21 protein-coding genes and 1 pseudogene are annotated in these 23,503 nt (G+C 71.0%); 9 read left to right on the top strand and 13 right to left on the bottom strand.

Features of this window, described 5'->3' with window-relative positions; translation table 11 throughout:
* Positions 1–120, top strand: a pseudogene (locus VGZ32_RS29160) (IS110 family transposase); the annotation flags it as partial.
* A 377-nt stretch (positions 121–497) separates the two neighbouring features.
* Here the strand turns inward: VGZ32_RS29160 and VGZ32_RS00225 are convergent.
* The 5 genes from VGZ32_RS00225 to VGZ32_RS00245 form a co-directional block, all read right to left on the bottom strand.
* Positions 498–1,226, bottom strand: a complete 729-nt coding sequence (locus VGZ32_RS00225) for a cyclase family protein (protein WP_414642429.1) — start codon at positions 1,224–1,226, stop codon at positions 498–500.
* 11 nt (positions 1,227–1,237) lie between these two features.
* A complete protein-coding gene (locus tag VGZ32_RS00230) occupies positions 1,238–1,909 on the bottom strand; it encodes a FadR/GntR family transcriptional regulator (RefSeq protein ID WP_349263427.1) in 672 nt (223 codons plus the stop codon).
* 113 nt (positions 1,910–2,022) lie between these two features.
* Entirely contained in the window at positions 2,023–2,418 is a 396-nt protein-coding gene (locus VGZ32_RS00235; protein WP_326883674.1) for a VOC family protein, read from the bottom strand.
* A gap of 133 nt (positions 2,419–2,551) precedes the next feature.
* Positions 2,552–3,262 carry a tyrosine-protein phosphatase gene (locus tag VGZ32_RS00240; RefSeq protein ID WP_326883675.1) on the bottom strand — a complete coding sequence of 237 codons (711 nt, stop codon included), beginning with the start codon at positions 3,260–3,262 and terminating at the stop codon, positions 2,552–2,554.
* Positions 3,263–3,281: 19 nt separating this feature from the next.
* The gene (locus VGZ32_RS00245) at positions 3,282–4,538 is read right to left on the bottom strand and encodes a hypothetical protein (protein ID WP_414642430.1); all 1,257 of its coding nucleotides are present in this window, start codon (positions 4,536–4,538) and stop codon (positions 3,282–3,284) included.
* Positions 4,539–4,671: 133 nt separating this feature from the next.
* On the opposite strand from VGZ32_RS00245, the gene VGZ32_RS00250 reads away from it, so the two are divergent.
* Complete coding sequence (locus tag VGZ32_RS00250; RefSeq protein ID WP_326883677.1) at positions 4,672–5,205, top strand: NUDIX hydrolase; 534 nt, start codon at positions 4,672–4,674, stop codon at positions 5,203–5,205.
* A 92-nt stretch (positions 5,206–5,297) separates the two neighbouring features.
* Here the strand turns inward: VGZ32_RS00250 and VGZ32_RS00255 are convergent, their stop codons facing one another.
* A complete protein-coding gene (locus VGZ32_RS00255; protein WP_326883678.1) occupies positions 5,298–6,455 on the bottom strand; it encodes an acyl-CoA dehydrogenase family protein in 1,158 nt (385 codons plus the stop codon).
* Between the two features lie 101 nt (positions 6,456–6,556).
* On the opposite strand from VGZ32_RS00255, the gene VGZ32_RS00260 reads away from it, so the two are divergent.
* Complete coding sequence (locus VGZ32_RS00260; RefSeq protein WP_326883679.1) at positions 6,557–7,210, top strand: TetR/AcrR family transcriptional regulator; 654 nt, start codon at positions 6,557–6,559, stop codon at positions 7,208–7,210.
* A gap of 32 nt (positions 7,211–7,242) precedes the next feature.
* Positions 7,243–8,604, top strand: a complete 1,362-nt coding sequence (locus tag VGZ32_RS00265) for an FAD-binding oxidoreductase (protein WP_326883680.1) — start codon at positions 7,243–7,245, stop codon at positions 8,602–8,604.
* A gap of 13 nt (positions 8,605–8,617) precedes the next feature.
* Here the strand turns inward: VGZ32_RS00265 and VGZ32_RS00270 are convergent, their stop codons facing one another.
* Together VGZ32_RS00270 and VGZ32_RS00275 are read right to left on the bottom strand one after the other, a co-directional pair.
* Positions 8,618–9,352: a hypothetical protein gene (locus tag VGZ32_RS00270; protein WP_326883681.1), complete on the bottom strand. Its 735-nt coding sequence runs from the start codon at positions 9,350–9,352 to the stop codon at positions 8,618–8,620.
* A gap of 141 nt (positions 9,353–9,493) precedes the next feature.
* Positions 9,494–11,035, bottom strand: coding sequence for a glycosyl hydrolase family 18 protein (locus VGZ32_RS00275; RefSeq protein WP_326883682.1), 1,542 nt, complete (start codon positions 11,033–11,035; stop codon positions 9,494–9,496).
* A 340-nt stretch (positions 11,036–11,375) separates the two neighbouring features.
* Between VGZ32_RS00275 and VGZ32_RS00280 the strand changes: the two genes are divergently transcribed.
* Positions 11,376–12,476, top strand: a complete 1,101-nt coding sequence (locus tag VGZ32_RS00280; RefSeq protein WP_326883683.1) for a hypothetical protein — start codon at positions 11,376–11,378, stop codon at positions 12,474–12,476.
* Here VGZ32_RS00280 and VGZ32_RS00285 read toward each other — a convergent pair.
* From VGZ32_RS00285 to VGZ32_RS00295, 3 genes are all read right to left on the bottom strand, one after another.
* A complete protein-coding gene (locus tag VGZ32_RS00285) occupies positions 12,465–13,220 on the bottom strand; it encodes a tyrosine-protein phosphatase (protein WP_326883684.1) in 756 nt (251 codons plus the stop codon). The two genes, VGZ32_RS00280 and VGZ32_RS00285, sit on opposite strands and share 12 nt — an antisense overlap.
* Before the next feature lie 278 nt (positions 13,221–13,498).
* Positions 13,499–14,200, bottom strand: coding sequence for a gamma-glutamyl-gamma-aminobutyrate hydrolase family protein (locus VGZ32_RS00290; protein WP_326883692.1), 702 nt, complete (start codon positions 14,198–14,200; stop codon positions 13,499–13,501).
* Between the two features lie 72 nt (positions 14,201–14,272).
* Complete coding sequence (locus tag VGZ32_RS00295) at positions 14,273–15,916, bottom strand: DUF885 domain-containing protein (protein ID WP_326883685.1); 1,644 nt, start codon at positions 15,914–15,916, stop codon at positions 14,273–14,275.
* Between the two features lie 251 nt (positions 15,917–16,167).
* Here VGZ32_RS00295 and VGZ32_RS00300 point away from each other — a divergent pair, with 251 nt between their 5' ends.
* Positions 16,168–16,824 carry a hypothetical protein gene (locus VGZ32_RS00300; protein WP_326883686.1) on the top strand — a complete coding sequence of 219 codons (657 nt, stop codon included), beginning with the start codon at positions 16,168–16,170 and terminating at the stop codon, positions 16,822–16,824.
* A 24-nt stretch (positions 16,825–16,848) separates the two neighbouring features.
* On the opposite strand, the gene VGZ32_RS00305 is transcribed toward VGZ32_RS00300, so the two are convergent.
* Positions 16,849–17,943, bottom strand: a complete 1,095-nt coding sequence (locus VGZ32_RS00305; RefSeq protein ID WP_326883687.1) for an S-adenosylmethionine:tRNA ribosyltransferase-isomerase — start codon at positions 17,941–17,943, stop codon at positions 16,849–16,851.
* Positions 17,940–18,791: an SDR family oxidoreductase gene (locus VGZ32_RS00310; protein WP_326883688.1), complete on the bottom strand. Its 852-nt coding sequence runs from the start codon at positions 18,789–18,791 to the stop codon at positions 17,940–17,942. The genes VGZ32_RS00305 and VGZ32_RS00310 overlap by 4 nt, the downstream gene beginning before the upstream one ends.
* A 132-nt stretch (positions 18,792–18,923) precedes the next feature.
* On the opposite strand from VGZ32_RS00310, the gene VGZ32_RS00315 reads away from it, so the two are divergent.
* From VGZ32_RS00315 to VGZ32_RS00325, 3 genes are all read left to right on the top strand, one after another.
* Positions 18,924–20,102: a GAF domain-containing sensor histidine kinase gene (locus tag VGZ32_RS00315; protein ID WP_326883689.1), complete on the top strand. Its 1,179-nt coding sequence runs from the start codon at positions 18,924–18,926 to the stop codon at positions 20,100–20,102.
* Entirely contained in the window at positions 20,095–20,784 is a 690-nt protein-coding gene (locus VGZ32_RS00320; RefSeq protein WP_414642431.1) for a response regulator, read from the top strand. The genes VGZ32_RS00315 and VGZ32_RS00320 overlap by 8 nt, the downstream gene beginning before the upstream one ends.
* A gap of 10 nt (positions 20,785–20,794) precedes the next feature.
* The coding region (locus VGZ32_RS00325) for an FAD-binding and (Fe-S)-binding domain-containing protein (protein WP_326883691.1) at positions 20,795–23,503 on the top strand (2,709 nt) is incomplete at its 3' end.

Genomic DNA, 23,503 nt, shown 5'->3' on the forward strand with positions numbered 1-23,503 from the left:
GCCGAAGGAATGTCCAAAAAGGACGTCCTACGGTGCCTCAAACGCTTCATCGCCCGCGAGGTCTACAAGCACCTGACCAGCCCGACAACCCAAAACAGACCGCTCCCACAGGCCGCTTGACATCTATAGGAGCTTCCTGGACCACACCGTCCCCTACACCCAAGGCGGACCCACCACCCCCGACAACCTGCACCCCCTGAGCCGCCACCACCACCAACTCAAAACCCACACACAATGGACCGCACACCACGACACCGAGGGGCGCCTCACCTGGACCGCACCCACCGGACACACCTACACCACCACCCCGCACCACACGATGTCCACCTGACACGGACAACTCAGGAAACTGATAGCGCAGACACGCAGGCCGCTCAACGCCACCAACTCCCACGCGCACGCAACGAGAAGGGCCTGCGGTGGGCAGGACACACCTGAGCCGACCTCGCCCTGCCGCATAACAACACATGAGCCGGTGGACCAATCCGGCCACCGCGCTAGCCGGGCAACCGGGCGAAGGCGCGCACGGGGATCGTGCCGAGTCCTTCGATGCGCAGCGGCACCGCGGTGAAGCGGGCACCGGACGGCGGCAGTCGGCCCAGGCCGGTGAGGTGCTCGACGAGGGGGATGCCGGCCGCGAGAATGCGGGTGTGCGCGGGGCGCGCCGTGTCGCCGACGTCGTCGATGTTGACCGCGTCGATGCCGACCAGCGCCGCCCCGTGCTCGACGAGCCACTGCGCGCCCGCCTCGGTCAGGAAGTGCGCCTCCTCGGCATAGGCGGGAGTGCCGAAGCGGACGTCGTCGCCGGTGTGCAGCAGGACGGCCGCACCCCGCACGTCGTATGCAGCCAGATCGGCCGGCTCGATGCCGCGCGCAGCACCGGCCACGACGCGCACGACGATCGCGGGCAGGTCCACGGTGGCCGTCAAGGGGATCGTGCTGAGGTCACCGCCGTCGGCGAACCGGTGGTAGGGCGCGTCCATGTAGGTGCCCGTGTTGCCGATCAGGCTGATCCGCCCGATCTCGAATTCGGTGCCGGGGGCGTAGTGCTCGCGGGATGCCTCGCGGGTCAGGTGGGCTTCGATGGTCGGCCCCGGCAGCCCGGGATATGTGACCATCCCGGCCCGGATCACGTGACTGAGCTCGACCAGCCGGCCGGGCACGGCGGAGTCGGGGTTCGTGAGGCCGGCGTTCACGGGGTCAGGGCTCACAGAGTCCGAGTTCACAGGGCCCGAGTTCACAGCACCGAGGCGAGCCATTGCTCGACGCTGGCGATGTGCACCGTGGCCCAGGAGCGCGCCGCCTCGGGGTCGCGGGCGGCCAGCGCGTCGAGGATGGCCCGGTGCTCGGCCAGGGTGCGGGCCGCGGCGCCCTCCTGGGTCAGGCCGCGCCACACCCGGGCCCGCGCGGTCGGCGCGGAGAGGGTCTCCAGCAGCGAGCAGAGCACCGAGTTGCCGGACGCGGCCGAGATGCGCCGGTGGAACTCCAGGTCGTTGGCCACCAGCTTGTCGATGTCCGGGTTCTCGCCGAGCCCGTCCATCAGGTCGCGCAGGCTGCCCACTTCCTCGAGGCTGATCCGAGTCGACGCCATGGCCACCGCCGCCGGCTCCAGGATCCGGCGCACTGCGAGGAACTCCAGCACCGTGTTGTCCTGGTGGAAGTCGACGATGAAGCTGAGCGCCTCGAGCAGCAGCGGCGGCTCCAGGCTGGTGACGTAGGTCCCGTCGCCCTGCCGCACGTCGAGGATGTTGATCAGCGACAGCGCCTTGACCGCCTCGCGCAGCGAGTTGCGCGAAAGCCCCAGGTCGGAGGCCAGGTCCGCCTCCTTGGGCAGCCGATCACCGGGGCGCAGCGCCCCGGTCACGATCATGCCCTTGATCTTCTCGATCGCCTCGTCGGTGACCGCCACTGCGCCGCTCCCGCCGTCCACCCGGCCCGAACCAATCATCGGACCTCTCCGTCACTCCAGTATGGGGGATGCGCGGCTCGCGCACCCCGCGGATCGGGACGCCGGGTGACTTCCTAGCTCTGCTCGGGGCTCAGGCACAGGCAGAACGGATGGCCGACCGGGTCCAGCATGACCCTCCACCGGTCGGGCCGGGGCTGGTGCGCCGCCGTCGTCGCGCCCAGGACGAGCGCGGCCGCCTCCGCCGTGTCGAGGTCGTCGTCGGTGTAGAAGTCCAGGTGGAACTGCTGCGGCACGTCCTGCCCCGGCCAGGTGGGGGCGGTGTAGCCGTCGACCCGCTGGAAGCTGATGTCCGGATGCGTGTTGTCGCCGCGGGCCGGGCCGATCGCGACGACCTCGTCGTCGTTCTCGTAGGTCACCGCCCATCCGGTCAGCGCCTGGTAGAACGCGGCCAGCTTGCGCGGTTCGGGGCAGTCGACGACGGCGGCGATGAGCTGGCTGACGACCGGCATTTCAGGCTCCTGGGAGGCGTGGGCCCCATCGGTGGGCCCTGATCCGTCCTGTCGGCACCGACTGTAGTGCGCCGGGCGGAAGCGGGCGGCCGATCCGGGGCAATCCGACCTCGAAGAACAGATCAAGTGCAGCTTAAAGCCCGCATCGAGCACCCAGCTCCACAAGCTCCTCGCGGAGCCGGGCGATTTCGTCCTCTGCCATGCCGTGCGCGGCGAGGTAGCCGGGCGCGTCGCCGTGCTGTGCGCGGACGCTGGCGAGCGCGCCGGAGATCAGCGCCGGATCGACGTATCTGCCGGTGAGGTACGCGCCGTCCGGGGCGCGGTCGGCGTCGGCGCCGGGGACGGGCTCCGTGAGGCCGAGGCCGTCGTTGCTGAGCACGTAGTCCGCGACGATCGCCTCGTCCGGGACGCCGGCGGCGGCCAGGGCCAGCGCGACGGCGAACCCGGTGCGGTCCTTGCCGACCGCGCAGTGCACCAGGACCGGGTCGGGCAGGGCGCGGGCGACCGCGCGCACCGCGGCGGTGAACCCCGCGCCGCAGCGTTCGGCCATGTGCGCGTAGAGGCCCGCCTGGTCGGGCGGAACGGGCCGGTCGCCGAGCACGGCGACGTTGACCCGGACGATCGCGGGGTCGTCGAGTTGGTATGGCCACTCCGCCGATTCGGCCTCGTCGCGCAGGTCCACGACGGTGCGCAGGCCGAGCTGCTGCGCCGCGAGTGCGCCGGACGGGAATTTGGCAGGGCAGGCGGAGCGGTAAAGCGCGCCCCGGCGTATTCGTCCGCCGCCTGACACGGGTGCGCCGCCGACGTCGCGGAAGTTGAGCAGTCCCGGATACCCCGAAGTCATCGTGCCCCTCTGATGGCGTCTACTGAGCGGGCGTCGCCTTGCGGCGAATGCGGTAGTGCAGGACGAGGAATGGTAGGCCGAACACCCAGAACGCGTGCTCCGCGCGCAGTTCCCCGTCCCGGGCGTACACGTCCAGCTGCTCGGCGAACCCGTGCACCGCGGCACTGGTCAGCTCGCGCGACTCAGAGTCGATGTAGGTCAGGTAGTGGCCCGGCTGGTCTAGGTCGCTGCGGCTGGTGAGCACGAGGCCGCCGTCCGGACGGGCCTTCGGCAGCAGCGTCGCGGTGAAGCTGGCCTGCGGCAGCGGGAAGCCGACGCTGACGTATCCGCGCCCGGCGTGCCGGTACGTGGTGTAGATGCCGACGTAGATGGGCTCGTCGGTGTCGGCGAAGGAGCGGATCCAGCCGCGCACCGCCACCACGTCGTCGTCCGGGGGCACGATCGTGTCGATGCGGCTGTGGATCCCGCGCAGCGCCTCCCGCTGGTTCATCGGCACGCTCGCCTGTCCGAGCGGACGGGCCAGCAGTGAGCGGTACAGCAGGTAGCCGGGGCGTACCCAGGTGCGCCATTCCGGCACGATGTCGAGGGAGAAGCGGGTGGTGTGCTCGTAGAACTCGCGCACCAGCGGATCGGCCTTGGCCGGGTCGAAGTCCGGCCCCTCCAGCTCGTCGAGGGACGCGACGATGCCGACGTCCTCGGCGTCCGGGATGTAGAGCCCGCCCAGCACCTTCGCCAGGTCGCGCACGTACCCGGTGCCGACGTAGCGGGTCCGGGCCTCGAGCGGCACCACGAACGGCAGGTCGCGTGCGGTCACGCGTTCGGCCAAAAGGCTGACCTGGGGGTCGCGGAACAACATCGCGGAGACGGAGCGGAACGTCACGACGGTCGAGGCGGCGACGATCGCGGGTGTAGCGACACTCGGCCGCAGGGCAAGGCCGCGTCCGACCGCGGCGCCGAGCACCGGCCCCAGCGCAACCTTCTGCGGGCGCAGGCCGAGCCCTCCGGCGACGGCTCCCGCCACGGTGCCCACCACGACCGGGCCGGCCTTGGTGGCGCGGCCCGCCGCCCAGCCGACCGGTGCGGCCATCGCGCCGCTGGTCGCCACGCGCGCCCACCACGCCGGGATCTGGCCGGGCCGCTGCCTGGCCCTGGCCACCGCCTCCATCGCGCCGAGCCCGACGGCCCCGGCCAGCGCGCCCACGGCGGCGGCCCAGCGCCCGCGGTGGCCCGCCAGCGCCGCGCCGGCCAGCGCGCCGAGCACACCCGCGGTGCCGATCTGCTGTACCCGGGAGGGGCCGGTCGGCCGCCCGGCAGCGTCGGTGCCCGGACGGTCGAAGGGATACTCGGGTGTGGTCACGGCGGGCACGCTACCCGAACCCGCTAAATTGCGCCCCCGCTATTCTTGGCGCGTGATCGAACGCACCTCAAGCCGGGTGGTCTATCAGAACGCGTGGATGACGGTGCGCGAGGACGCGATCGTGCGTGCCAATGGTTCGCCGGGCATCTACGGAGTGGTGGACAAGCCGGAGTCGGCGTTGATCGTGCCGCAGCAGGAGGACGGCTTCTGGCTGGTGCAGCAGTACCGGTACACCGTCGGCGGCCGGTACTGGGAGTTCCCGCAGGGCACGCTGCCCGACCGCGCGGCCGACGACCCGGAGCGGGTGGCCCGGCACGAGTTGGCGCAGGAGACCGGGCTGCGCGCGCAGGAGGTCACCCGGCTCGGCCGCTTCTTCCACGCCTACGGGATGTCCAGCCAGCCGTGCACGGTCTTCCTGGCCACAGGCTTGAGCCCTGACCCGGATGCCGCCGAGCCTGACCTGGAGGAGGACGACCTGGTGGCCAAGTGGTTCCCGCGGGACGAGGTCGAGGCGATGCTGCGCGACGGGAGCATCGCGGATCTGGCCACGATCGCGGCGTACGGCTTGTTGCTGCTGGAGCGCTGAGCCCCTAAAGCACTCCAGGCCGCGCCCCTGGAGCCGTGCGCAGCCTCCTGATGCCGGTCCACTCGGCTCGCGGCTTTGGCGGGTCGTGGGCGCTACAGCCCCAGGCTCTTGGCGATGATCGTGCGCATGATCTCCGAGGTGCCGCCGTACAGGCGGGAGACCCGGACGTCGGTGTACAGGCGGGCGATCGGGTACTCGTTGATGTAGCCGTATCCGCCGTGCAGCTGGAGGCACTTGTCGATGATCCGGCTGGCCGCCTCTGTGGTGAACAGCTTGCACGCGGCGGCGTCGGCCGGGCTGAGCTTGTCCTCGTCGAACAGCTCGATCGCGCGGTCGGTCATCGCCTGCGCGGCCTGGTACTCCGCCTCGCAGTCGGCGAGCACGAACTTGGTGTTCTGGAACGAGGAGACCGGCTGGCCGAAGGCCTTGCGCTCCTTGACGTAGTCGATCGCGAACCGGATCGCGGCGCCGGCCTGCGCGGTCGAGCCCACCACGATCGCCAGCCGCTCCTCCACCAGGTTGTGGGTCAGGTACTTGAAGCCCTGGCCCTCCTCGCCCAGCAGGTCCTCGACCGGCACCTTCACGTCCTGGAACGCCAGTTCGGCGGTGTCCGAGGTCTTCAGGCCGATCTTGTCCAGCTTCTTGCCGATCGAGTAGCCCGGCGACTTGGTGTCCACGAACAGGATCGACAGACCCGAACGACGGTTCTCGGGCGAGGGCGGCGCGGTGCGCGCCACCACCAGGACCCGGTCGGCCAGCACGCCGCCGGAGATGAAGGTCTTCGCACCGTTCAGCACGTAGTGGGTGCCGTCGGCGGACAGCTTCGCGGTGGTCGCGACACCCGCCAGGTCCGAGCCGGTGCCGGGCTCGGTCATCGCCAGGGCGCCCATCATCTCGCCGGTGACGAACTTGGGCATCCAGCGCTTCTTCTGCTCCTCGCTGGCGAAGGCGAGCAGGTAGGGGCGCACGAGGTTCTCGTGGATGCCCCAGGCACCGAAGGACACCCCGGCGCGTGCAATCTCCTCCGAGATGACCGAGGTGAACCTGTAGCTGTGCTCGCCGGCGCCGCCGTACTCCTCGGGGACGTTGATCCCGAGCACCCCCAGCTCGCCGAGCTTGAGGTAGAAGTCGCGGTCGACGTGTCCCTGCTTCTCCCACTTGTCGTGGACCGGGACGACTTCGGATTCGATGAAGTCCCGGATCACCGACCGGAACGCCTCGTGGTCCTCGTTGTAGAGGTTGCGGAGCACGGGTACGCCCTTCCTGCGAGACGAGTGAACGAACGTTAAGCTACTCGCGGGTAGCGAGACCTGTCCAGGCCGCTGCGACGAACCCAGCCGAGGAGCCAGCCGTGAGCGCCACCCGTCGCCCCGCCGGGCATCAGGCCCTGCTCGACGCCGCCTCGGCGGAGTTCGCCGACCGGGGCTACGCCGCCACCTCGATCCGGGACATCGCGGCCAGGGCGGGGGTGAGCCTGTCCGCTCTGTACCACTATTACCCGGGCAAGCAGGCGCTGCTCGAGGCGATCCTCCACGAGGGGATGGACGCCTACTTCGGCATGTGCGAGGAGGCACTGGCGGAGGCGGGCCGGGATCCGGCGCGCCGGCTGGCCGCCGTGGTGGGTGCCACCGCCCGCTACCGCGCTGAGCGGTCGGTGGCGAGCCTGATTCTCATCAACGAGGCTAGAGCCCTGCCAGAGCGCGCCCGCAGCGCGTACCGGGAGCGGGAGCGGCAGGCCACCGGGCTTTTCAAGGCGGCGATCGACGATGGCATCGCGGCCGGGATCTTCACCACCCCCTACCCGGACGACGCCCGCCGGATGATCATCGCCGCCTGCAACGCGGTGGCCCAGTGGTACCGCCCGGACGGCGAGGTCCCGATGGAAGCGCTGGTCGAGCGATACGTCACGCTCGCGTACACCCTGTTGGGCTACCAGCGCCGCAACCCGAGGGCGCGGCCGGTTCACGCGGCCCCGGTCGGGACGGGCACCGAAACGTCTAATTGACACACCGCGTCCCGGCTAATAGACCACAAGGCGTGATCACCGACGATCTCCTCAGCGCACTGCCGCCCGGCCGGCTGGTCACCGACCCCGACCAGGTCGCGGCCTACTGCCACGACGAGCACTCGTACGTCACCCCCGGCCGGCCGCTCGCGGTCGTCGTCGCGCATGAGCGGGAGGACGTGGTCGCGGCGCTGCGGTGGGCGTCGGCGAACAAGGTGGCCGTCATCCCGCGCGGCGGCGGGACCGGGATCGTCGGCGGAACCGCGCCGGTGGACGGCTGCCTGGTGGTCTCGCTGGCCCGGATGACGGCGATCAGGGAGCTGAATCCCGAGGACGAGATCGCGGTCGTCGAGCCCGGGGTGCTCAACGCCGACCTCGACCGGGCGGCGCGCGAGCACGGCCTGATGTACGCCCCCGACCCGTCCAGCTACGAGACCTGCACGATCGGCGGCAACATCGCCACCAACGCGGGCGGGCTGCGCTGCGTGAAGTACGGGGTGACGCGCGAGTCGGTGCTCGGGCTCGAGGCGGTGCTCGCCGACGGCTCCGTGCTGCGCACCGGGCGGCGCACGCTCAAGGGCGTGGTGGGCTACGACCTGACCGCGCTGATGATCGGCTCGGAGGGGACGCTCGGCGTGGTCACCGAGGCGACGCTGCGGCTGCGGCCCGCGCCGCGCAAGCCCCCGGTGACGGTCGCGGCCGAGTTCCCCACGGTGCGGCGGGCGGCCGAGGCCGTCTGGGCGATCGTGCGCAGCGGCGCCGGCCCGAGCCTGCTGGAGCTGATGGACCGGGCCACCCTCGAGGCGCTCGACCGGTGGCGCAACATCGGCCTCGAAGCGGGCACCGCCGCGATGCTGCTGTGCCAGGCGGACGGCGCGGACGCGAAGGACGCCGCCGACGAGATGGCCCGCTGCTGCCACGCAGCAGGGGCGGCGCTGGTGGCGGTGTCCGAGGATGAGGAGGAGGCGGCGCAGCTGCTGGCCGTGCGCCGCGCCGCGTTCAACGCGATCTCCCGGCTGGGCTCGTGCCTCATCGAAGACGTCTGCGTCCCGCGCTCGAAGCTGCCGGAGATGTTCGACTCGGTCGCCGAGATCGCGGCGCGCCACGGTCTGCCGGTCCCGACGGTCGCGCACGCCGGGGACGGCAACCTGCACCCGGTCTTCGTCTTCGACCGGGAACTGCCCGAGATTCCGGCGGAGGTATGGGCGGCGGCGGACGAGGTGTTCCGCGCGGCGCTCGCCCTCGGCGGGACCCTGACCGGCGAGCACGGCGTCGGCACGCTCAAGCGGCACTGGCTCGGCGCGGAGCTGGGGGCCGAGTCGCTGGCGGCGCACCTGGCGATCAAGCGCGCGCTGGACCCGCTCGGCATCCTCAACCCCGGCAAGGCGATCTGAGCGGGCCGGTCCGCTACTCGGCGACGAAGAAGTTCGAGCCGCCCGGGTCCGGAAGCGTGAGGTCGGTGCCGCGCCGCCGCGCGCTGCGCACCTTCTCCAGCCCGGCCAGGTCGAGCGTCTTCGTCGGCTCCTCCCCCGACACCGACGTCGCGGCACCGGGGACCGGGCGTTTGACCGCGTAGCCGACCGCCGCGACGATTCCCGGCAGCCAGCCGAGCGCGGCGCCGAGCAGCGCCATCGTGGCCGCCTGGAGCGTGATGACGTCACCGGTGCGTGTCTTGGGGGCGAGCGGCAGGGAGAGGGCGCGCATGCCGTCCGCCAGAGTGTGGTCGATCAGCCCGGCGGCCAGGCCGATCAGCGCCGCGGTCAGCGTCGCCGCGCTCCACACTCCGAGCACCAGCGACAGCTGCGCCCGGCGCATCGCCAGGCCCCCGGCCAGCATCCGCGCGACCACGAGCACCAGCAGCGGCCAGCCCAGGTCGAGTACGAGCCCTGATGCCCAGTATCCGGCCGAGTGGTCCGCCGGCGCCCCGTAGGAGCTCGGGGTGAGCGACCAGTGGAACACGCTCAACGCGTGCGCCAGCAGCGGAACGCGGTCGAAGCCGGGCTGGGTGGCGAGGCGGGCGACGGACGCGGCCGTCCACGGGTTGCCGAGGCCGACCGTCAGCAGCACGACCGCCCCGGCGGCGGACCCGGCGATTCCCCAACGGCGGCGGGGTGAGAGCGTCGAGAGGTATGTACGTGCCATGGTTCGGTAGCCTCCCGCCAGGATACGGCGTTTACAAGACCCTGTTTACGTGACCGTTCGGTTACCGGAACGTGACCGGCCGCCCGGCCTCGAGGAGAGGCGTCAGGCGTCAGGCGGCCGGTGTGCGTTACGCGCGGCGCGCTACGGCATCGCGGCAACGTGCGGGCCGACGGTGTTCACGAACGAGTAGCCGTTCGACGCGTCCCAGTTGATCGACCAGGCCATCGCGCCGGCGAGGCCGGGCCACGAGGTCGGCGGGACGAACGAGCCGCAGTTGGTGCGCGAGTCCAGGCAGTCCAGGGCGGCGTTGACGGTGCTCGGTGAGAGGTAACCGCCGTCGCCCGCCGCCGAGCTGCTCGCCGGGAAGCCGAGGCCGACCTGCGCGGGGCTCAGGCCGTTCTGCAACTGGAAGCATGCCTGGGCGGTGGCGAAGTTCTCGGTGCCCTCGGCGTAGACGTTGCCGTCGCAGCCGTTCATCGTGCCGGAGTTGTAGTACTGGGTGTAGGAGATGGTCAGGATCGACTTGATGTCCAGCGCCAGCGCGAAGTAGTCCGACGTGGTCTGGTACATGTCAATGGTCTGCGGCGCCAGGGTGATGATGAGGCTCGAGCCGACCATCGAGTGCAGCGAGTTCAGCGCCTGCGCCATGTACGTCGGCGTGACGCCGTTCTCCAGGTCGATGTCCACGCCGTCGAACCCGTACGAGGTCATGATGGAGTGGACGCTGTTGGCGAAGGCGGTCGCGGCCGAGGAACTGGCGACCGAGATGGTGCCGTCCTGGCCGCCGACCGACAGGACGACCTTCTGGCCACGCGAGTGCAGGGTCGCGATGTCCGCCTTGAACTGGGCGTCGCTGTAGCCGCCGAGCGCGCTGGACAGGCCCGAGTCGACCGCGAAGGTCACGCCGCCGTCGTTGGCCGAGTCGGCGTTCGCGAACGCCACGTCGACCAGGTTGTAGCCCTTGGGCACGGCGGCCAGGGTCAGCGGCTTGGCGTTGTTGGTGAAGTTCTGCCAGTAGCCGGCGAGCACGTGCTTGGGCAGGCCCGTGCCGCCGCCGGAGCCGGTCGAGCTGGAACTCGGCGACGCGGACGGCGAGGCCGACGCGGAGGCGCTGGCCGACGGGCTCGGGCTGGCGCTGGGGCTGTGGGTGGGTGAGGGGGAGCCGGTGGTCGGCGACGGAGAGCTCGAGCCGCCCGGACCGGTCAGGGAGAAGTCGTCGGCGTAGTACGCGCCCTGGCCGTACCAGCCGTGCACGTAGATCTGTACCGACGTGGTCGAGGCACCGGTCGTGAACGAGGTCGTCAGCTGGCTGTAGCTGGTCGAGCTGGTCCAGGTCGAGCTGTAGCCGGTGGCGCCGATGTAGACGTACGGGCCGTCGACGTACCCTGACAAGGTGTAGGCGCTGTTCGGCTGGACCGATACGGTCTGGGTGCACTGGGCGGTCAGCGCACCGGTCGGCGTAGCGGCCAGGGCGTAGCTGCCGGAGTGGACCGGGGACGTGGTGACCGTCGCGGTCCCCGCGTCGCAGCTCCATCCGGCGGTCGAACCGGCCTCGAAGCCCGGGTTCGTCAGCAGGTTGTTGTTCGCGGCGCTGGCGCTGGTGGCCAGCAGCGCGGCGGCGGTGAGGGCGACGGCCCCGGTGGCGGCGCCGGCGATCGTGGCGCGGGCGCGTTTGGTGAGCATGGCGGCGCGGATCCTTTCCAGGGCGGAACGTGGTGTAGGCAGGCTCTTCGATGTGGCCGGGGCCTCGTCGAAGAGCGGTGCCTCAGATCCGCCGGTGGTGCGCCGCCGCCCGGCGTGCGCGCTTGACGTGCGAGCGTCTTCGGGCGCGAGAGGCAGATTGGACTAGACCAGTGCGGATGTCAAGACCTCACCCCGGGCGGACCGTGGCGCCGCCGTGCTCAATTCCGGGTATCGGCTCCCCGGTCCGCGTCCCGGAGCACTAGGATTTCGCGGCGTGAAGGCGCCCCCGCGTGACGCTGGGCTTCTCTCCGGCCGCCGGATCCCCCAGAGTAGGAGTCTGATGGAAATCGAGTCGCTGGCGGCCTTCGACGCTCACCTGCACGCCCGTCCCCGGGATCTGACGCGGTGTCGGATCCAGGCGGTGGACTTGGCGGAGCGGGGCTGGGAGCTTCGGTCGGCTGACGTCAGCGATGCGGTCTTCCTGGGCTGTGGCCTCAGCGAATCGGTCACCGGGGACCTGCGCCAGCGCGGCGCGCTGGTGTTTCCTCAGGCGCCGCACCTTCCGTTCGATCCGTACCGCGGGTCGCTGTACACGCCGCAAGAGCTCTACGACGGCATCGATCAGAAGCCTTACGAACAGACCCCTGATGCGCTCGCCCACGCGTGGCATCAGGGTCCGCTGGAACGTGAGAACGTGCTCGACGATGTCCTGCGCGGGATGCACGACTCCTCGGTGACCGACGCGCTCGGCAAGTACGTGGCGGGTAAGCGCGTCGTCGGCATGATCGGCGGCCACGCGCTGTCCCGCGACTCCTACTCGTTCCGCGAGGCGGCCCGGCTCGGCCGGATCCTCGCGCGGGCCGGCTTCACGGTGGCCACCAGCGGCGGCCCGGGGGCGATGGAGGCGGCGAACCTGGGCGCCTATCTCGCGCCGCACTCCGACTCAGCCCTCGATGAGGCGCTCGCGGTCCTGGAGAGCGCACGCGACGCGCGGGACGTGACGGCGTGGGTCCGCGCCGCGTTCGCCGTGCGGGGAGCGTACCCGTCCGCCGGCTCCGGCGAGTCGCTGGCGGTGCCGACCTGGTCGCACGGGCATCAGCCGCCGAACGCCTTCGCCTCGGGCATCGCCAAGTTCCTGGGCCGGGCCGCCCGGGACGACTGGTTCCTCAGCGGCTCCGCCTTCGACCTGCTCTTCCTGCCCGGCGCGGCGGGCACGGTGCGCGACATCTTCGAGGCGGCCGCGCCGCTGTACTACACCCCGATCGGCGCGGCGACCCGGCGGCTGATCCTGGTCGGCGCGGACCACTGGACCAGGAAGTTCCCGGTGTGGCCGCTGATGACGGCGATGTCCTACTCGCGCCCGATGGCCACCACGATCCACCTGGTGGACAGCACCGACGAGGCCGCGGCCGTGCTCACCGGCGCGCGCTCAGCCCGCTGATACGAGCGTCTCGCGCAAGGTCGCCAGGACCTCGTCCGGAATCCCGGCCGCCTCGGCCCAGCGCTTGATGCCGCCGTAGTGCGACTCGATCAGGCCCAGGAAGATCTTCATCGTCTCCGCGCGCAGCAGCACGGGCGCCTCGTCCGGCTTGTCGTCGCCGTTGGCGTAGAGCGGATTCTCCAGCAGGCGCTTGGTCACGTCGGCGGCATTCCGGTTGCTGGCCACGTAATCGGCGATGATCTCGTCGTCCGACACGCCGACGGATTTCAGCAGCAGGCCGGACAGCAGCCCGGTGCGGTCGCGGCCCGCCTGGCAGTGGAACAAGACCGGATTGCCGTGTGCGACCGACGCAGAAATCTGCATCAGCGCGTCCCGGATCGCGGTCAGCCCCTCCTCGAGGTTTTCCAGGTAGCGCTCCGCCAGCTTCTCCGGGTCGTTCGACGGGAAGGGCTCCCGGCCGATCCGGCCCTCCGGCACGATGGAGAAATTGAAGACGGTCAACCGCGGGAAGATCCGCGCGTCTTCCAGGCCGTCGCCGCCGGCCTCCTCGACGGTGCGCAGATCGATGATGGTCCTGATACCGAGGTCCTCGGTGAGGGTGCGCTTGTCCTCGTCGGTGAGCGAGCGCAGCGCGTCGCCGCGGTAGAGCAGCCCGGGGGTCAGGCTTCTGCCGTCATCGGTGGCGAGTCCGCCCAGGTCGCGCACATTGAACGCGCCCTCCAACTTGATTTCCCGAATCAGCATCGCCTTACCTCGATATCTGCCGCAATAGTGCCAGTGGAGCCGAACCTTCCCAGGGTAACACCGGGCGACTTCCCACACGTGGCACTGCGCTGACGCCGAGGTGAACAGCCCGCCAGCGGCCGGATTTCGGGGCCATTCGCACCCGCGCCCGAGCGCAGGCTACCGTTCCGGCTTATCTCGATAAAAATCGCGACAATATTGCCACGGTACGCCCGTTCGGCAATTCTATCTTTGCGGAGAAAAGTTCTCTTATTCCCAATGAAAATGCGTCGCGGCGGTCAGCTGGTCGCCTTGATCAGTGCCGCGAAAAGCGCCGGATCGTCGCGCACCTCGGGGTGCCACTGCACCCCGACCAGGAACCGCCGTTCGGGTACCCACGCCGCCTCGACCGTCCCGTCGGCCGCCCAGCCGCTGGCCACCAGCCCGTGGCCGAGCCGGTCGAGCGCCTGGTGGTGGTGGCACGGCACGTCGACCCCCGCGCCGAGCAGCGAGCCCGGCAGCTTGTCGGTGTCCAGCCGCACCCGCACCGTCCCGTAGACCCCCGGCGCCGGGCGGTGCCGCTCACCGCCGGCCAGGTCGGGAAGGTGCTGGTGGAGAGTGCCGCCGAGGCACACGTTGATCAGCTGGAGCCCCCGGCAGATGCCGAGGACGGGCAGGTCGGACTGGAGCGCCGCGGTGAACAGCGCAGTCTCCCAGGTGTCCCGGTCCGCCTGCGAGCGCTCGGCGAACGGGTCGGGGGCCGCGCCGTACCGCACCGGCTCGATGTCCGGGCCGCCGCAGAGGATCAGGCCGTCCAGCCGGGAGATCACCGCCGTCGCGGCGTCGTCAGCGCCGATCGGCAGCAGCACCGGCACGCCCCCGGCGGCCGTGACATGGTCCACGTAGGCGTGCGGGAGGAGCGCCGCCGGGGTGTGCCACACACCCCAGGCGGCGTGCGTCCGGTACGCCGTCAGTCCAATCAGAGGCCGCACATCACTCATCATGCCTCTGATGCACACGGATCGCAGTACTCACCCGCACATGATTTCCGGTCACCCGTGTCCGGCTGAGGCTCACTGCGCGTCGGGGAGCGCTCCCAGCGCCGCGGCGCGCGCCAGCCCCAGCGGGAGGGATCCCGACCCTGCGATCGTGTCGTGGAACTCGCGCAGGGTGCCCAGGCCACGGCCCAGGTAGCCCTCCCGGATGCGCTCGATCTCCAGGCAGCCGGTCAGGTACGAGGGGGCCTGCGTCGGCCAGGCGCAGTACCGGGAGACCTCGCCCTTCGCCGTGCCGGCCGAGAGCGCGGCCTTCTCGGTCATGAACGCCTCCGCCTCCTCGACGCTCATCCCGCCGGTGTGCAGCGCCGTGTCCACGATGATCCGCGCCGCCCGGAAGACGCGGGCCTCGACGTGCGCGATCTCGTGGCGCGGATCGGCGAAATAGCCGTGCTGGCGCATCATCGTCTCCACGTAAAGCGCCCAGCCCTCGCTGAAGTACGACGTGCGGTGGAGCTTGCGCAGCGTGTGCGTGGAGCCGGCCGACCAGGACAGGTGCCAGTGGTGGCCCGGGTACGCCTCGTGCACCGAGATCGTCGGCATCTGTGCCCGCGAATTGGTCGCCAGCCGCTGCCTGATCTGCTCCTCGGTGAACCCGGCCGGGGTGTACGGGACGAAGAAGTGGCCGATCCGGGACGAGGTCAGGGCCGGCGGCTGCATGTAGGAGGCGACCGACAGGATCGGGCGCTGGAACTCGGGCGATGGCACGACGCGGCACTCCTCCCCCTCCGCGAAGCTCACCAGCCCGTGCTCGCGGGTGAACCGGCGGGCCCGCTCCGTCTCCGCCTCGTACTCCTCCCGCATCGCGGCCAGGGTCGGCGGATAGTCGGTCTGCAGACTCGCCATCACCGCGTGCCAGTCCTCCGAATCGCCGGTGATCCCGCGGGCGAGCCGGCGCATCTCGGCGTCGAGCGCGGCGTAGGCGGCCTCGCCCCGCTCGTGCAGCTCCTCGGCGCCGTAGCCGAGCAGCTCGCGCTCCCGCAGCAGCATCGAATACAGCTTCTCCCCCATGCGCCAATCCCCGGCGGCGCGCTGCTCGAACGCGCCCAGGAACTCGGTCAGCTCGTCGAACGCGACCGCCGCGGCCTCGGCGGCCTCGGCGATCCGGGCGCGGGCGCGCTCGCTGGACACCAGCGCGGGCAGCGACGCGGTGACGAACTCGCGCCCGGTGCGCGCCTGGCCCAGCCCGCGCCCCGCGATCAGCGGCGCGACCAGGTCGGGGTCGAGGTTCTCCCGGCAGGCGGCGAGGATCGCGGGCACCTGGGCCAGCTTGGCGACCGTGTCCTCGACCAGCGCGGGCTCGTCGTGCAGCTGGTGGATGTACGGCAGCAGCAGGCTGTAGAAGGTGGTGGACAGATACACGCTGGGATCGCGCCGCCACGGCAGCCACTCCTCGTCCAGCGCTTTCTGCCCGCGCAGCTGCGCCACCGCGAGCCGCCGGTCGATCTCGTCATCCAGCGCGTCGGCCGGGGCCTGCGTCTCGAAACGGTCGAGCCATTCGGCGGTCTCGCGCTCCCGCCGCCGGAACGCGTCGGCGGTAAAGTCCCCGATGTCCCCGTCGAATCCCTCGGCACCGAGCGCCTGGGCAGAAGACGGATAGGTTCGGAAATACCATGTTATGTAGTCGTCTACCAGCTCAGGCACGGTCTGTTGTGAGGTCATGGGTGGATACTCTCCGCGCGGCGCCCCGGGCGCAACGGGGGTATCCCCTGATACAGCACTCTGTCGCGTGTCTGCCACATCCGGAGTACTGAGCAGCGGAGGGCTGCCCTCCCCGAACTGAGGTGCGACGCATACAATGGCCGCCCGTCAGTCAGGGAGGGGAACGCGAGATGAGATCCGGCCCGGCCGCGGAATCGACGCCGGCGCCGGAGTCCGACCCGGCACGGTCGGACCCGGCGCCAGAGCCCGGTATGCCCGCGGATGCACAGCATTCGGGTGAATCCGCGTCCGCACCCGCCGCGAATACGCCGCCGGACCTTGACCTTGACACGGCGTCCGAATCGAACGCCGCCTCTGAAGCGGACAACGCATCAGAAGCAAACCCTGAGCCAGCCGCGGAAACTCGACCGGAATCGAATACCGAGCAGGAATCGAGCACCTCTTCCGAATCTGAATCCGATTCCACCCCCGATCCCGTTTCCGCGGCCGATTCGGAAACCGTCCCCGACGCGGACGCCCCCACCGGTCCTGACGCCGTTCCCGCCGAATCGGCGGCGCGCCCGAAAGGCAAGCCAGGCGCCCCGGCCGCCGGACTGACCGGCGGCATCGGCTGCGCTGCGCTGCTGCTGCCCCTCATCGCGGTGGCCGGAGCGGTCCTGTGCTTCGCCGCCGGAGTCCTGTCCACCGCCTCCGGCTGCTCCCCGAACGGTTCCGCGCTGTGCTCGGCGAACGGGGCCTGGTACGCGTTCGCGCTGCCGGTGTTCGTCTCCCCGCTGGTCGCCGCCGCGACCGCGATCGGGGCGGTGACCGTGCGCCGCCACCGCTCCACCTGGCTCGCGGTCGGCTACGGCGTCGTCTTCATCAGCATCATCATCGGATTGGCGACCGCCTCGACCGGCTCGAACTGAAGCCGGTCGAGCTCACGGTGCGGCTCACGGCAAAAGCAGGTTGACGTCGCCGAACTCGTGCCACAAGTAGCGCTCGCGGATCGCCTCGGCGTAGCACAGGTCGAGCAGCGGACGTCCGGCCACCGCCTCGAGCATGAGCAGATGCGAGGCGCGCGGCTCGTGCCAGCCGGTGAGCAGGCCGTCCACCACCCGCACTCCCCGCTCCGGGGTGATCACCAGATCGGTCCACCCGTCGGCCGCGCGCATCCGCCCGTCCCGGCCTGCTGCCGATTCCAGCGCCCGCACCACGGTCGTGCCGACCGCGATCACCCGGCCGCCGGCGTCCCGCACGTGGTCGACGAGCCGGGCTGTCTCCGCTGGAACGCGGAACCGCTCAGCGTATGGGGCCTCGTGCGCCTCGGGTGACGCGACACCGGTGTGCAGCGTGATCGGCGCGAACAGCACCCCGCGCGCGACCAACCGGGCCACCAGTTCCACCGTGAACGGCCGGGCCGCGCTCGGCATCTCGCTGCTGCCGGGCTCGGTGGCGAACACCGTCTGATACGCCGACAGCGGCCAGTCGCGGTCCACATAGGAGTAGCGGATCGGCCTGCCGTGCCGCCCGAGGTAGTCGAGCACCGACTCGCCGCCCGGCAGCCGGAACCGCGCGTACCAGAGGCGACTGGTGAACCGCGCCGTCAGAATCGCCGCCGCGGCGCCCGGCAGTGAGATCAGCAGATCTGCGCGGGCCGGCGACGTCCCCGGTTCGCCGGTCTCCGCGAACGGCAGCGAGGACCCGCGGTGCGGTCTGCGCAGCTCGACCAGGTGCTCCCCGCCCGCACTCGGCACAGCCGACGAGACGTGCAGGACGACCGGCGAACCATCCGGCAGCACCCCCGTGAGCGCTGCCGGGACGGTGGCGGAGTTGTTGACCACCAGGAGGTCCCCGGGCCGCAGCACGTCGGGCAGGTCGGCGGCGACCCGATGCTCGATGCGTCTCTCCTCGGAGGCGTAGTCGGAGCGTCTGCCCACGAGCATCCGGACCTGGTCGCGGGCCAAGCCGCGCGCTTCGGCCGGGGCGGGCGCGGACAGTTCGTCCGGCACGGTGAACCCGAATCCGGTTTCAAGCATCAGCGTCATCGCGCACCCACCGTCGGGGCGGCCGCTTCCAGCAGGTCGGAGGCGACATAGCGGCCCGACTGAGGCCAGTCGCGCAGCAGCGCGCGGAACGCAGGCACGACAGCTTCGGGCAGCGGCAGGTCGGAGATGTCCTCGCCCGGCGCGGCCTCCTCGTGCATCCGCGTGCGCATGTCGCCGGGATCCACCGCCCACACGCGTACGTCGGGTTCCTCGAGCGCGAGGATCGCCGAGGCGTGGTCGAGCGCCGCCTTGCTCGCGCCGTACCCGCCCCAGCCTGCGTAAGCCTCGACCGCGGCGTCGGAGGACACGTTGATGACCGCGCCGTGCTTCAGGCGCAGCTGCGGGAGGAGCAGCTGGGTCAGCGCGACCGGGCCGAGGATGTTGACCTCGAAGGTCTCCAGCAGGCCGGGCAGCGGGAAGTCCGCGAGCGCGGGCATGGCGGCACCGTTGAGCTCGAAGCCGGTGAGCGTCGAAGCGTTGTTGACCAGCAGGTCCGCGCCGCCCAGCTCCGATGCAGCGTGCGCGAGTTCGGCCCGGTGGTCGTCGTCCACGACGGACCCGGCCAGGGCGGCGACCGCCGTGATCCGGCCGAGTTCGGCGGCGGCCCGGTCCAGGTCGGCGGAGCCGCGCGCGGTGATCACCAGGTTCCAGCCGTCGAGGGCCAGCGCGCGGGCCAGCTCCAGGCCGAGCCCGCGCGAGGCACCGGTGACGACCGCAACCGGCCGGGTGTCGGATTCCGTAGCGCCCGAGCGGACCCTGGCACGCTTCTTCTCGGCCCTCTCAAACGGCGTCTGCTCGAGAAGCGTCTGCTCGCGATGCGTCTGGTCTTGTTCTCCCTTATTCGTCATGACTCGACTCTCCCGCCGGACCGGCCCGCGCGGATCGGTCCGGCGACCGGAAAGTCCTCATCCGCAGGTCCTAGGCCCTCGGGCGGACCAGCGCCCGATCCGGCCGCGCGGCCCGCGCGCTACGGTGGGAGCGTGTCCACCACCGCAGACCGGACCAGCGCGCTGGCGGCGCTGCACGGGCTGAGCCAGGCGGTGCTCGACATCAGCCGCCACCTGGACACCGGCGACGCGCTGCGCACCATCGTGCGGACCGCGCGCGAACTGGTCGGGGCCGAATACGCGGCGCTGGGGGTGCCGGACGGGGCCGGGTCGTTCGCCCGCTTCCTGGTCGAGGGCGTCAGCGACCGGCAGTGGAAGGAGATCGGACCGCTGCCCCGGCAGCACGGCATGCTGTCGGTGATGCTGAACGATCCCCACCCGCAGCGGCTCGACGACATCACCTCCGATCCGCGCTTCCGCTGGTGGCCCAAGGCCCATCCGCACCTGACCGCCTTTCTCGGCGTGCCGATCCGGGACCGCGACGAGATCATCGGGGCACTGTTCCTCGGCAACACCGGTACTCCGGGTTCGGAAGGCGTCGGGTTCACCGCCGAGGACGAGGAGCTGATCGACGTACTGGCCGCGCACGCCGCGATCGCGCTGACGCACGCCCGCCTCTACGAGAGCGAACGCGAGCTCACGATCGTGGCCGAGCGCACCCGCCTGGCCCGTGAACTGCACGACGCGGTCGCCCAGAAGCTCTTCGCGCTGCGGCTGACCGCGGACGCGGCCGCCGGGCTGCTCGAGACGGACCCGGAACGCGCCCGCGCGCACCTCGGCCAGGTGTCCGCGCTGGCCCGGGAGGCAGCGGACGAACTGCGCGTCGCGGTCGGCGAGCTGCTCCCCGCCGACCTGGACGAGGACGGGCTGGCGCAGACGGTGCGCAAACAGGTGGACGTGATCGACCGGGCGCACCAGTCGCACGGCGGCCCGCGCGTGGTGTTCTCGGACACCCCGATCACGGCCCTGCCACCCGCGCACGCCCAGGTGGTGCTGCGGGTCGCCCAAGAAGCCCTGCACAATGCCCTGAGACACGCCGAAGCCGGCCGGATCGAGCTGAAGCTGGCACCGCTGGGGCGGCGCGGCGTGGTGCTGACCGTGGCGGACGACGGCGTCGGCTTCGACCCCTGCGACGACACGGCGCGACGCGGGCTGGGCCTCCAGTCGATGCGCGAGCGCGCGGACTCGGTCGGCGGCCGGGTGCGGGTCGAGTCGTCCCGAGGGCGCGGGACTACCGTGCGCTTGGAGGTGCCCGGTGCCCGTCCTGCCTGACCACGCCCGCGAAGACGCCGAGACGCCCGCCACCGGCGCCCGCCCGGTCACCGGAAAGATCAGTGTGCTGATCGCCGACGACCATCCCGTGGTGCGGCAAGGGCTTCGCGCGTTCCTGGAGCTCCAGCCCGACATCGCAGTGGTCGGCGAAGCCGCGGACGGCGAACAAGCAGCTCTCCTCGCCGCGCGACTGGGCCCAGACGTAGTCCTCCTCGACCTGGTGATGCCCGGCACCGACGGCGTTGCGGCACTCGAGCTGATGGCCGAGGCCGGAACCACGTCAAAAGTGCTTGTCGTGACCAGCTTCGGGGAGACTCGCACGGTCGTGCGCGCGATCCGGGCCGGCGCGCGCGGCTACGTCTCGAAGGAGGTCGAGCCGTCGGCGCTGGCGGCGGCGATCCGCGCGGTCGCCGCCGGACACGTGCTGCTCGGCCCGGAGATCGCCGCGGAGCTGCTGCGCCCCGGCCCGGCCGACGCGGCCGGTTCCGCAATCCAGCCGCAGCTGACCGCGCGCGAGCGCGAGGTGCTCGAGCTGATCGCGCGCGGCCTGTCGAATCGGGAGATCGCCAGAGCGCTGACGCTGTCGGAGAAGACGGTCAAGACGCACGTCTCCAATGTCCTGATGAAGCTCGGGGTGTCCGACCGCACGCAGGCAGCGCTCTGGGCTGTGCGGAACGGCTGAACGAACGCCGATGACCGAACCCACGCCCTTGGAATCAGCGCTGCGCGCAGCCATGCGGGGCGATATCGAGTTCGGATCCGGCACCCGCGCCGCGTACTCCACCGACTCGTCGAACTACCGCCAGGTTCCCATCGGCGTCGTGTTCCCCCGCGACGAACCGGACGTACTAGCAGCGCTACACATATGCAGCGACCACGACGTTCCCGTCCTCGGCCGGGGCGGCGGAACATCGCTCGCCGGGCAAGGCTGCAACGAGGCCGTCGTCTTCGACTTCTCCCGCCACATGACGCAAATCCTCGAAATCGACCCGATCGCACGCACCGCACGTGTGCAGCCTGGCGTCGTCCTGGACGATCTGCGCCGCGCTGCCGAACGCCACGGGCTGACCTTCGGCGCCGACCCGGCGACCCACGCCTGGTGCACGCTCGGCGGGATGATCGGCAACAACTCCTGCGGCACACACGCGCTCTACGCGGGCAAGACCGTTGACAACGTCGAGCGCCTCCGCGTCGCCACCTACGCCGGGGACGTATACGAGTTCGGCGAATACTCGGACGCCGACTATGCCGCGCTCGTACGGGCCAACGCCCCAGAAGCAGCCATCCTCGGCTCATTGCGCGAGATCGGCCGCCGCAACGCCGACGAGATCCGCGCACGCTTCCCGGACATCCCGCGCCGCGTCTCAGGGTTCAACCTCGACCAGTTACTCCCCGACCGTCCGCTCCATGCCGCCCGCCTCCTCGTCGGCACCGAATCCACCTGCGCCCTAGTAACTGAGGCAGTCGTACGCCTCATCCCCAGCCCCGCGCACCGCCGCCTGGTCGTGCTTGGCTACGCGAGCGTGTTCGAGGCCGCCGACGCCGTGCCCCAGCTCCTGCGTGCCCTGCCCCCGGCCGACGAATCCTGCGAGGGTCTGCTCGGACTAGAGGGCTTCGACGTCACCCTCGTTCGCCAGATGCGCGAGCGCGACCTCAACACCGCGCATCTGCCGCTGCTGCCAGGGCTCGACGATGCGCTCGACCGGCACTCCGGCAGCTGGCTCCTGGCCGAGATCGGCGCCGACACCCCAGCCGCAGCCGACGCGCTGACACAGCGATTCCTCGCGGCGCTCCCCCCAGCCGCCGCCTACAACCGCCTCGATTCCCCCGCCCGGCAGCGCGACGCCTGGTCCATCCGCGAATCAGGGCTCGGTGCCACCGCGCTGCGGTCCGACGGTCGCCACAACTCCGAGGGCTGGGAGGACGCCGCCGTCGCCCCGGAGAAGCTCGGAACATACCTGCGAGAACTCACCAAACTCTGGGCCGAGTTCGGGTACGACGGCGCCTGGTACGGACACTTCGGCCAGGGCTGCGTACACACGCGCAACAACTTCGACCTCCACACGCCCGACGGCCTGCGCGCCTACCGCGCATACGTCGAGCGGGCCGCGGACCTCGTGGTCTCGCTCGGCGGTTCGCTCTCCGGCGAGCACGGCGACGGCCAGGCACGCGGCGAGCTGCTGGAACGGATGTACGGCCCCGCACTCGTCGATGCGTTCCGCCAGGTCAAGGCGGTGTTCGATCCGCGCGGGCGAATGAACCCCGGCAAGGTCGTCGATCCATACCCTCTCGACGCGCACCTCCGCTACGGCCCCGCCTACCGCACACACCCCGCCACGCCCCTCATCCCCGCCTTCCTCCCCTTCGACGACGACGCGGGCTCGCTCCAGCGCGCCGCAGAACGCTGCGTCGGCGTGGGCCGCTGCCGCCGCGACGACACCGGCGTGATGTGCCCGTCGTATCGGGCCACGCGCGACGAACGCCATTCCACCCGTGGTCGTGCCAAACTCCTCGTCGAACTCTTCCAAGGCGAAGTCACACCCGCCACCTGGCGCAACGAGGACGTCCGGGACGCGCTCGACCTCTGCCTCGCGTGCAAGGGCTGCGCGGTCGACTGCCCGACGCATGTGGACATGGCCGCCTACAAGGCCGAGTTCCTCGCGCACCACTACCGCCGCCGACTGCGCCCCCGCGAGATGTACGCGCTCGGAATGATCCCCTGGCTCGCCCGATTCGCCACACGGACGCCTCGCCTCGCGAACGCCGCGCTCACCGCCCCAGGCATCAGCCCTCTGCTCAAACGCCTCGCCGGCGTCACCACGAACCGCCCGGCCCCGATCTTCGCCCACACGCCGCTTCGCCGTTCCCCCCGCGCCGCCACCGATCCCCCCACATCCGTCCCAGCCAAACCATCCGCCCAAACCGTCGTCCTCTGGCCCGACACCTTCACCGACGCCTACCGACCTGAGCTCGGCCTCGCCTGGAAGTCGATCCTGGAATCAGCCGGCCAAAACGTCATCGTCCCCGACAGCTGGGCGTGCTGCGCCCGCCCGCTCTACGACGCCGGAATGCTGCGCCTCGCTCGCAGAACACTGCGACATCTACTCGACATTCTCGATCCCTACATCACCGCCGACATCCCGATCGTCGTCCCCGAGCCGAGCTGCCTCGCCGCGTTCCGTGACGAGTCGCCCAAACTCCTCCACGACGATCCGCGCGCAGCCCGCCTAGCGGGGCTGGCCCGCTCCCCCGCCGAGCATCTGCTCACTTCAGGTGCAGTGCAACGGCTCCCCCGTCCGGACAAGCCCGCTGACGTGCTCATCCACCCGCACTGCCACGCCCGTGCCGTCCACGCCGACGAAGCGGATCGCAAGCTCCTGGAACTGCTGGGCCACCGCGTC

It is taken from the genome of Actinocrinis sp. (assembly GCF_035938995.1).
Taxonomy (GTDB): domain Bacteria; phylum Actinomycetota; class Actinomycetes; order Streptomycetales; family Catenulisporaceae; genus DASZGI01.

Excerpts from the sequence above, each read along its gene's own strand:
- VGZ32_RS00275 (WP_326883682.1), bottom strand. The coding sequence starts at position 11,035 with ATGCTCACCAAACGCGCCCGCGCCACGATCGCCGGCGCCGCCACCGGG.
- VGZ32_RS00270 (WP_326883681.1), bottom strand. The coding sequence starts at position 9,352 with ATGGCACGTACATACCTCTCGACGCTCTCACCCCGCCGCCGTTGGGGA.
- VGZ32_RS00285 (WP_326883684.1), bottom strand. The coding sequence starts at position 13,220 with ATGCTGATTCGGGAAATCAAGTTGGAGGGCGCGTTCAATGTGCGCGAC.
- VGZ32_RS00300 (WP_326883686.1), top strand. The coding sequence starts at position 16,168 with ATGCCCGCGGATGCACAGCATTCGGGTGAATCCGCGTCCGCACCCGCC.
- VGZ32_RS00290 (WP_326883692.1), bottom strand. The coding sequence starts at position 14,200 with ATGAGTGATGTGCGGCCTCTGATTGGACTGACGGCGTACCGGACGCAC.
- VGZ32_RS00240 (WP_326883675.1), bottom strand. The coding sequence starts at position 3,262 with ATGACTTCGGGGTATCCGGGACTGCTCAACTTCCGCGACGTCGGCGGC.
- VGZ32_RS00280 (WP_326883683.1), top strand. The coding sequence starts at position 11,376 with ATGGAAATCGAGTCGCTGGCGGCCTTCGACGCTCACCTGCACGCCCGT.
- VGZ32_RS00305 (WP_326883687.1), bottom strand. The coding sequence starts at position 17,943 with ATGACGCTGATGCTTGAAACCGGATTCGGGTTCACCGTGCCGGACGAA.
- VGZ32_RS00235 (WP_326883674.1), bottom strand. The coding sequence starts at position 2,418 with ATGCCGGTCGTCAGCCAGCTCATCGCCGCCGTCGTCGACTGCCCCGAA.
- VGZ32_RS00295 (WP_326883685.1), bottom strand. The coding sequence starts at position 15,916 with ATGACCTCACAACAGACCGTGCCTGAGCTGGTAGACGACTACATAACA.
- VGZ32_RS00310 (WP_326883688.1), bottom strand. The coding sequence starts at position 18,791 with ATGACGAATAAGGGAGAACAAGACCAGACGCATCGCGAGCAGACGCTT.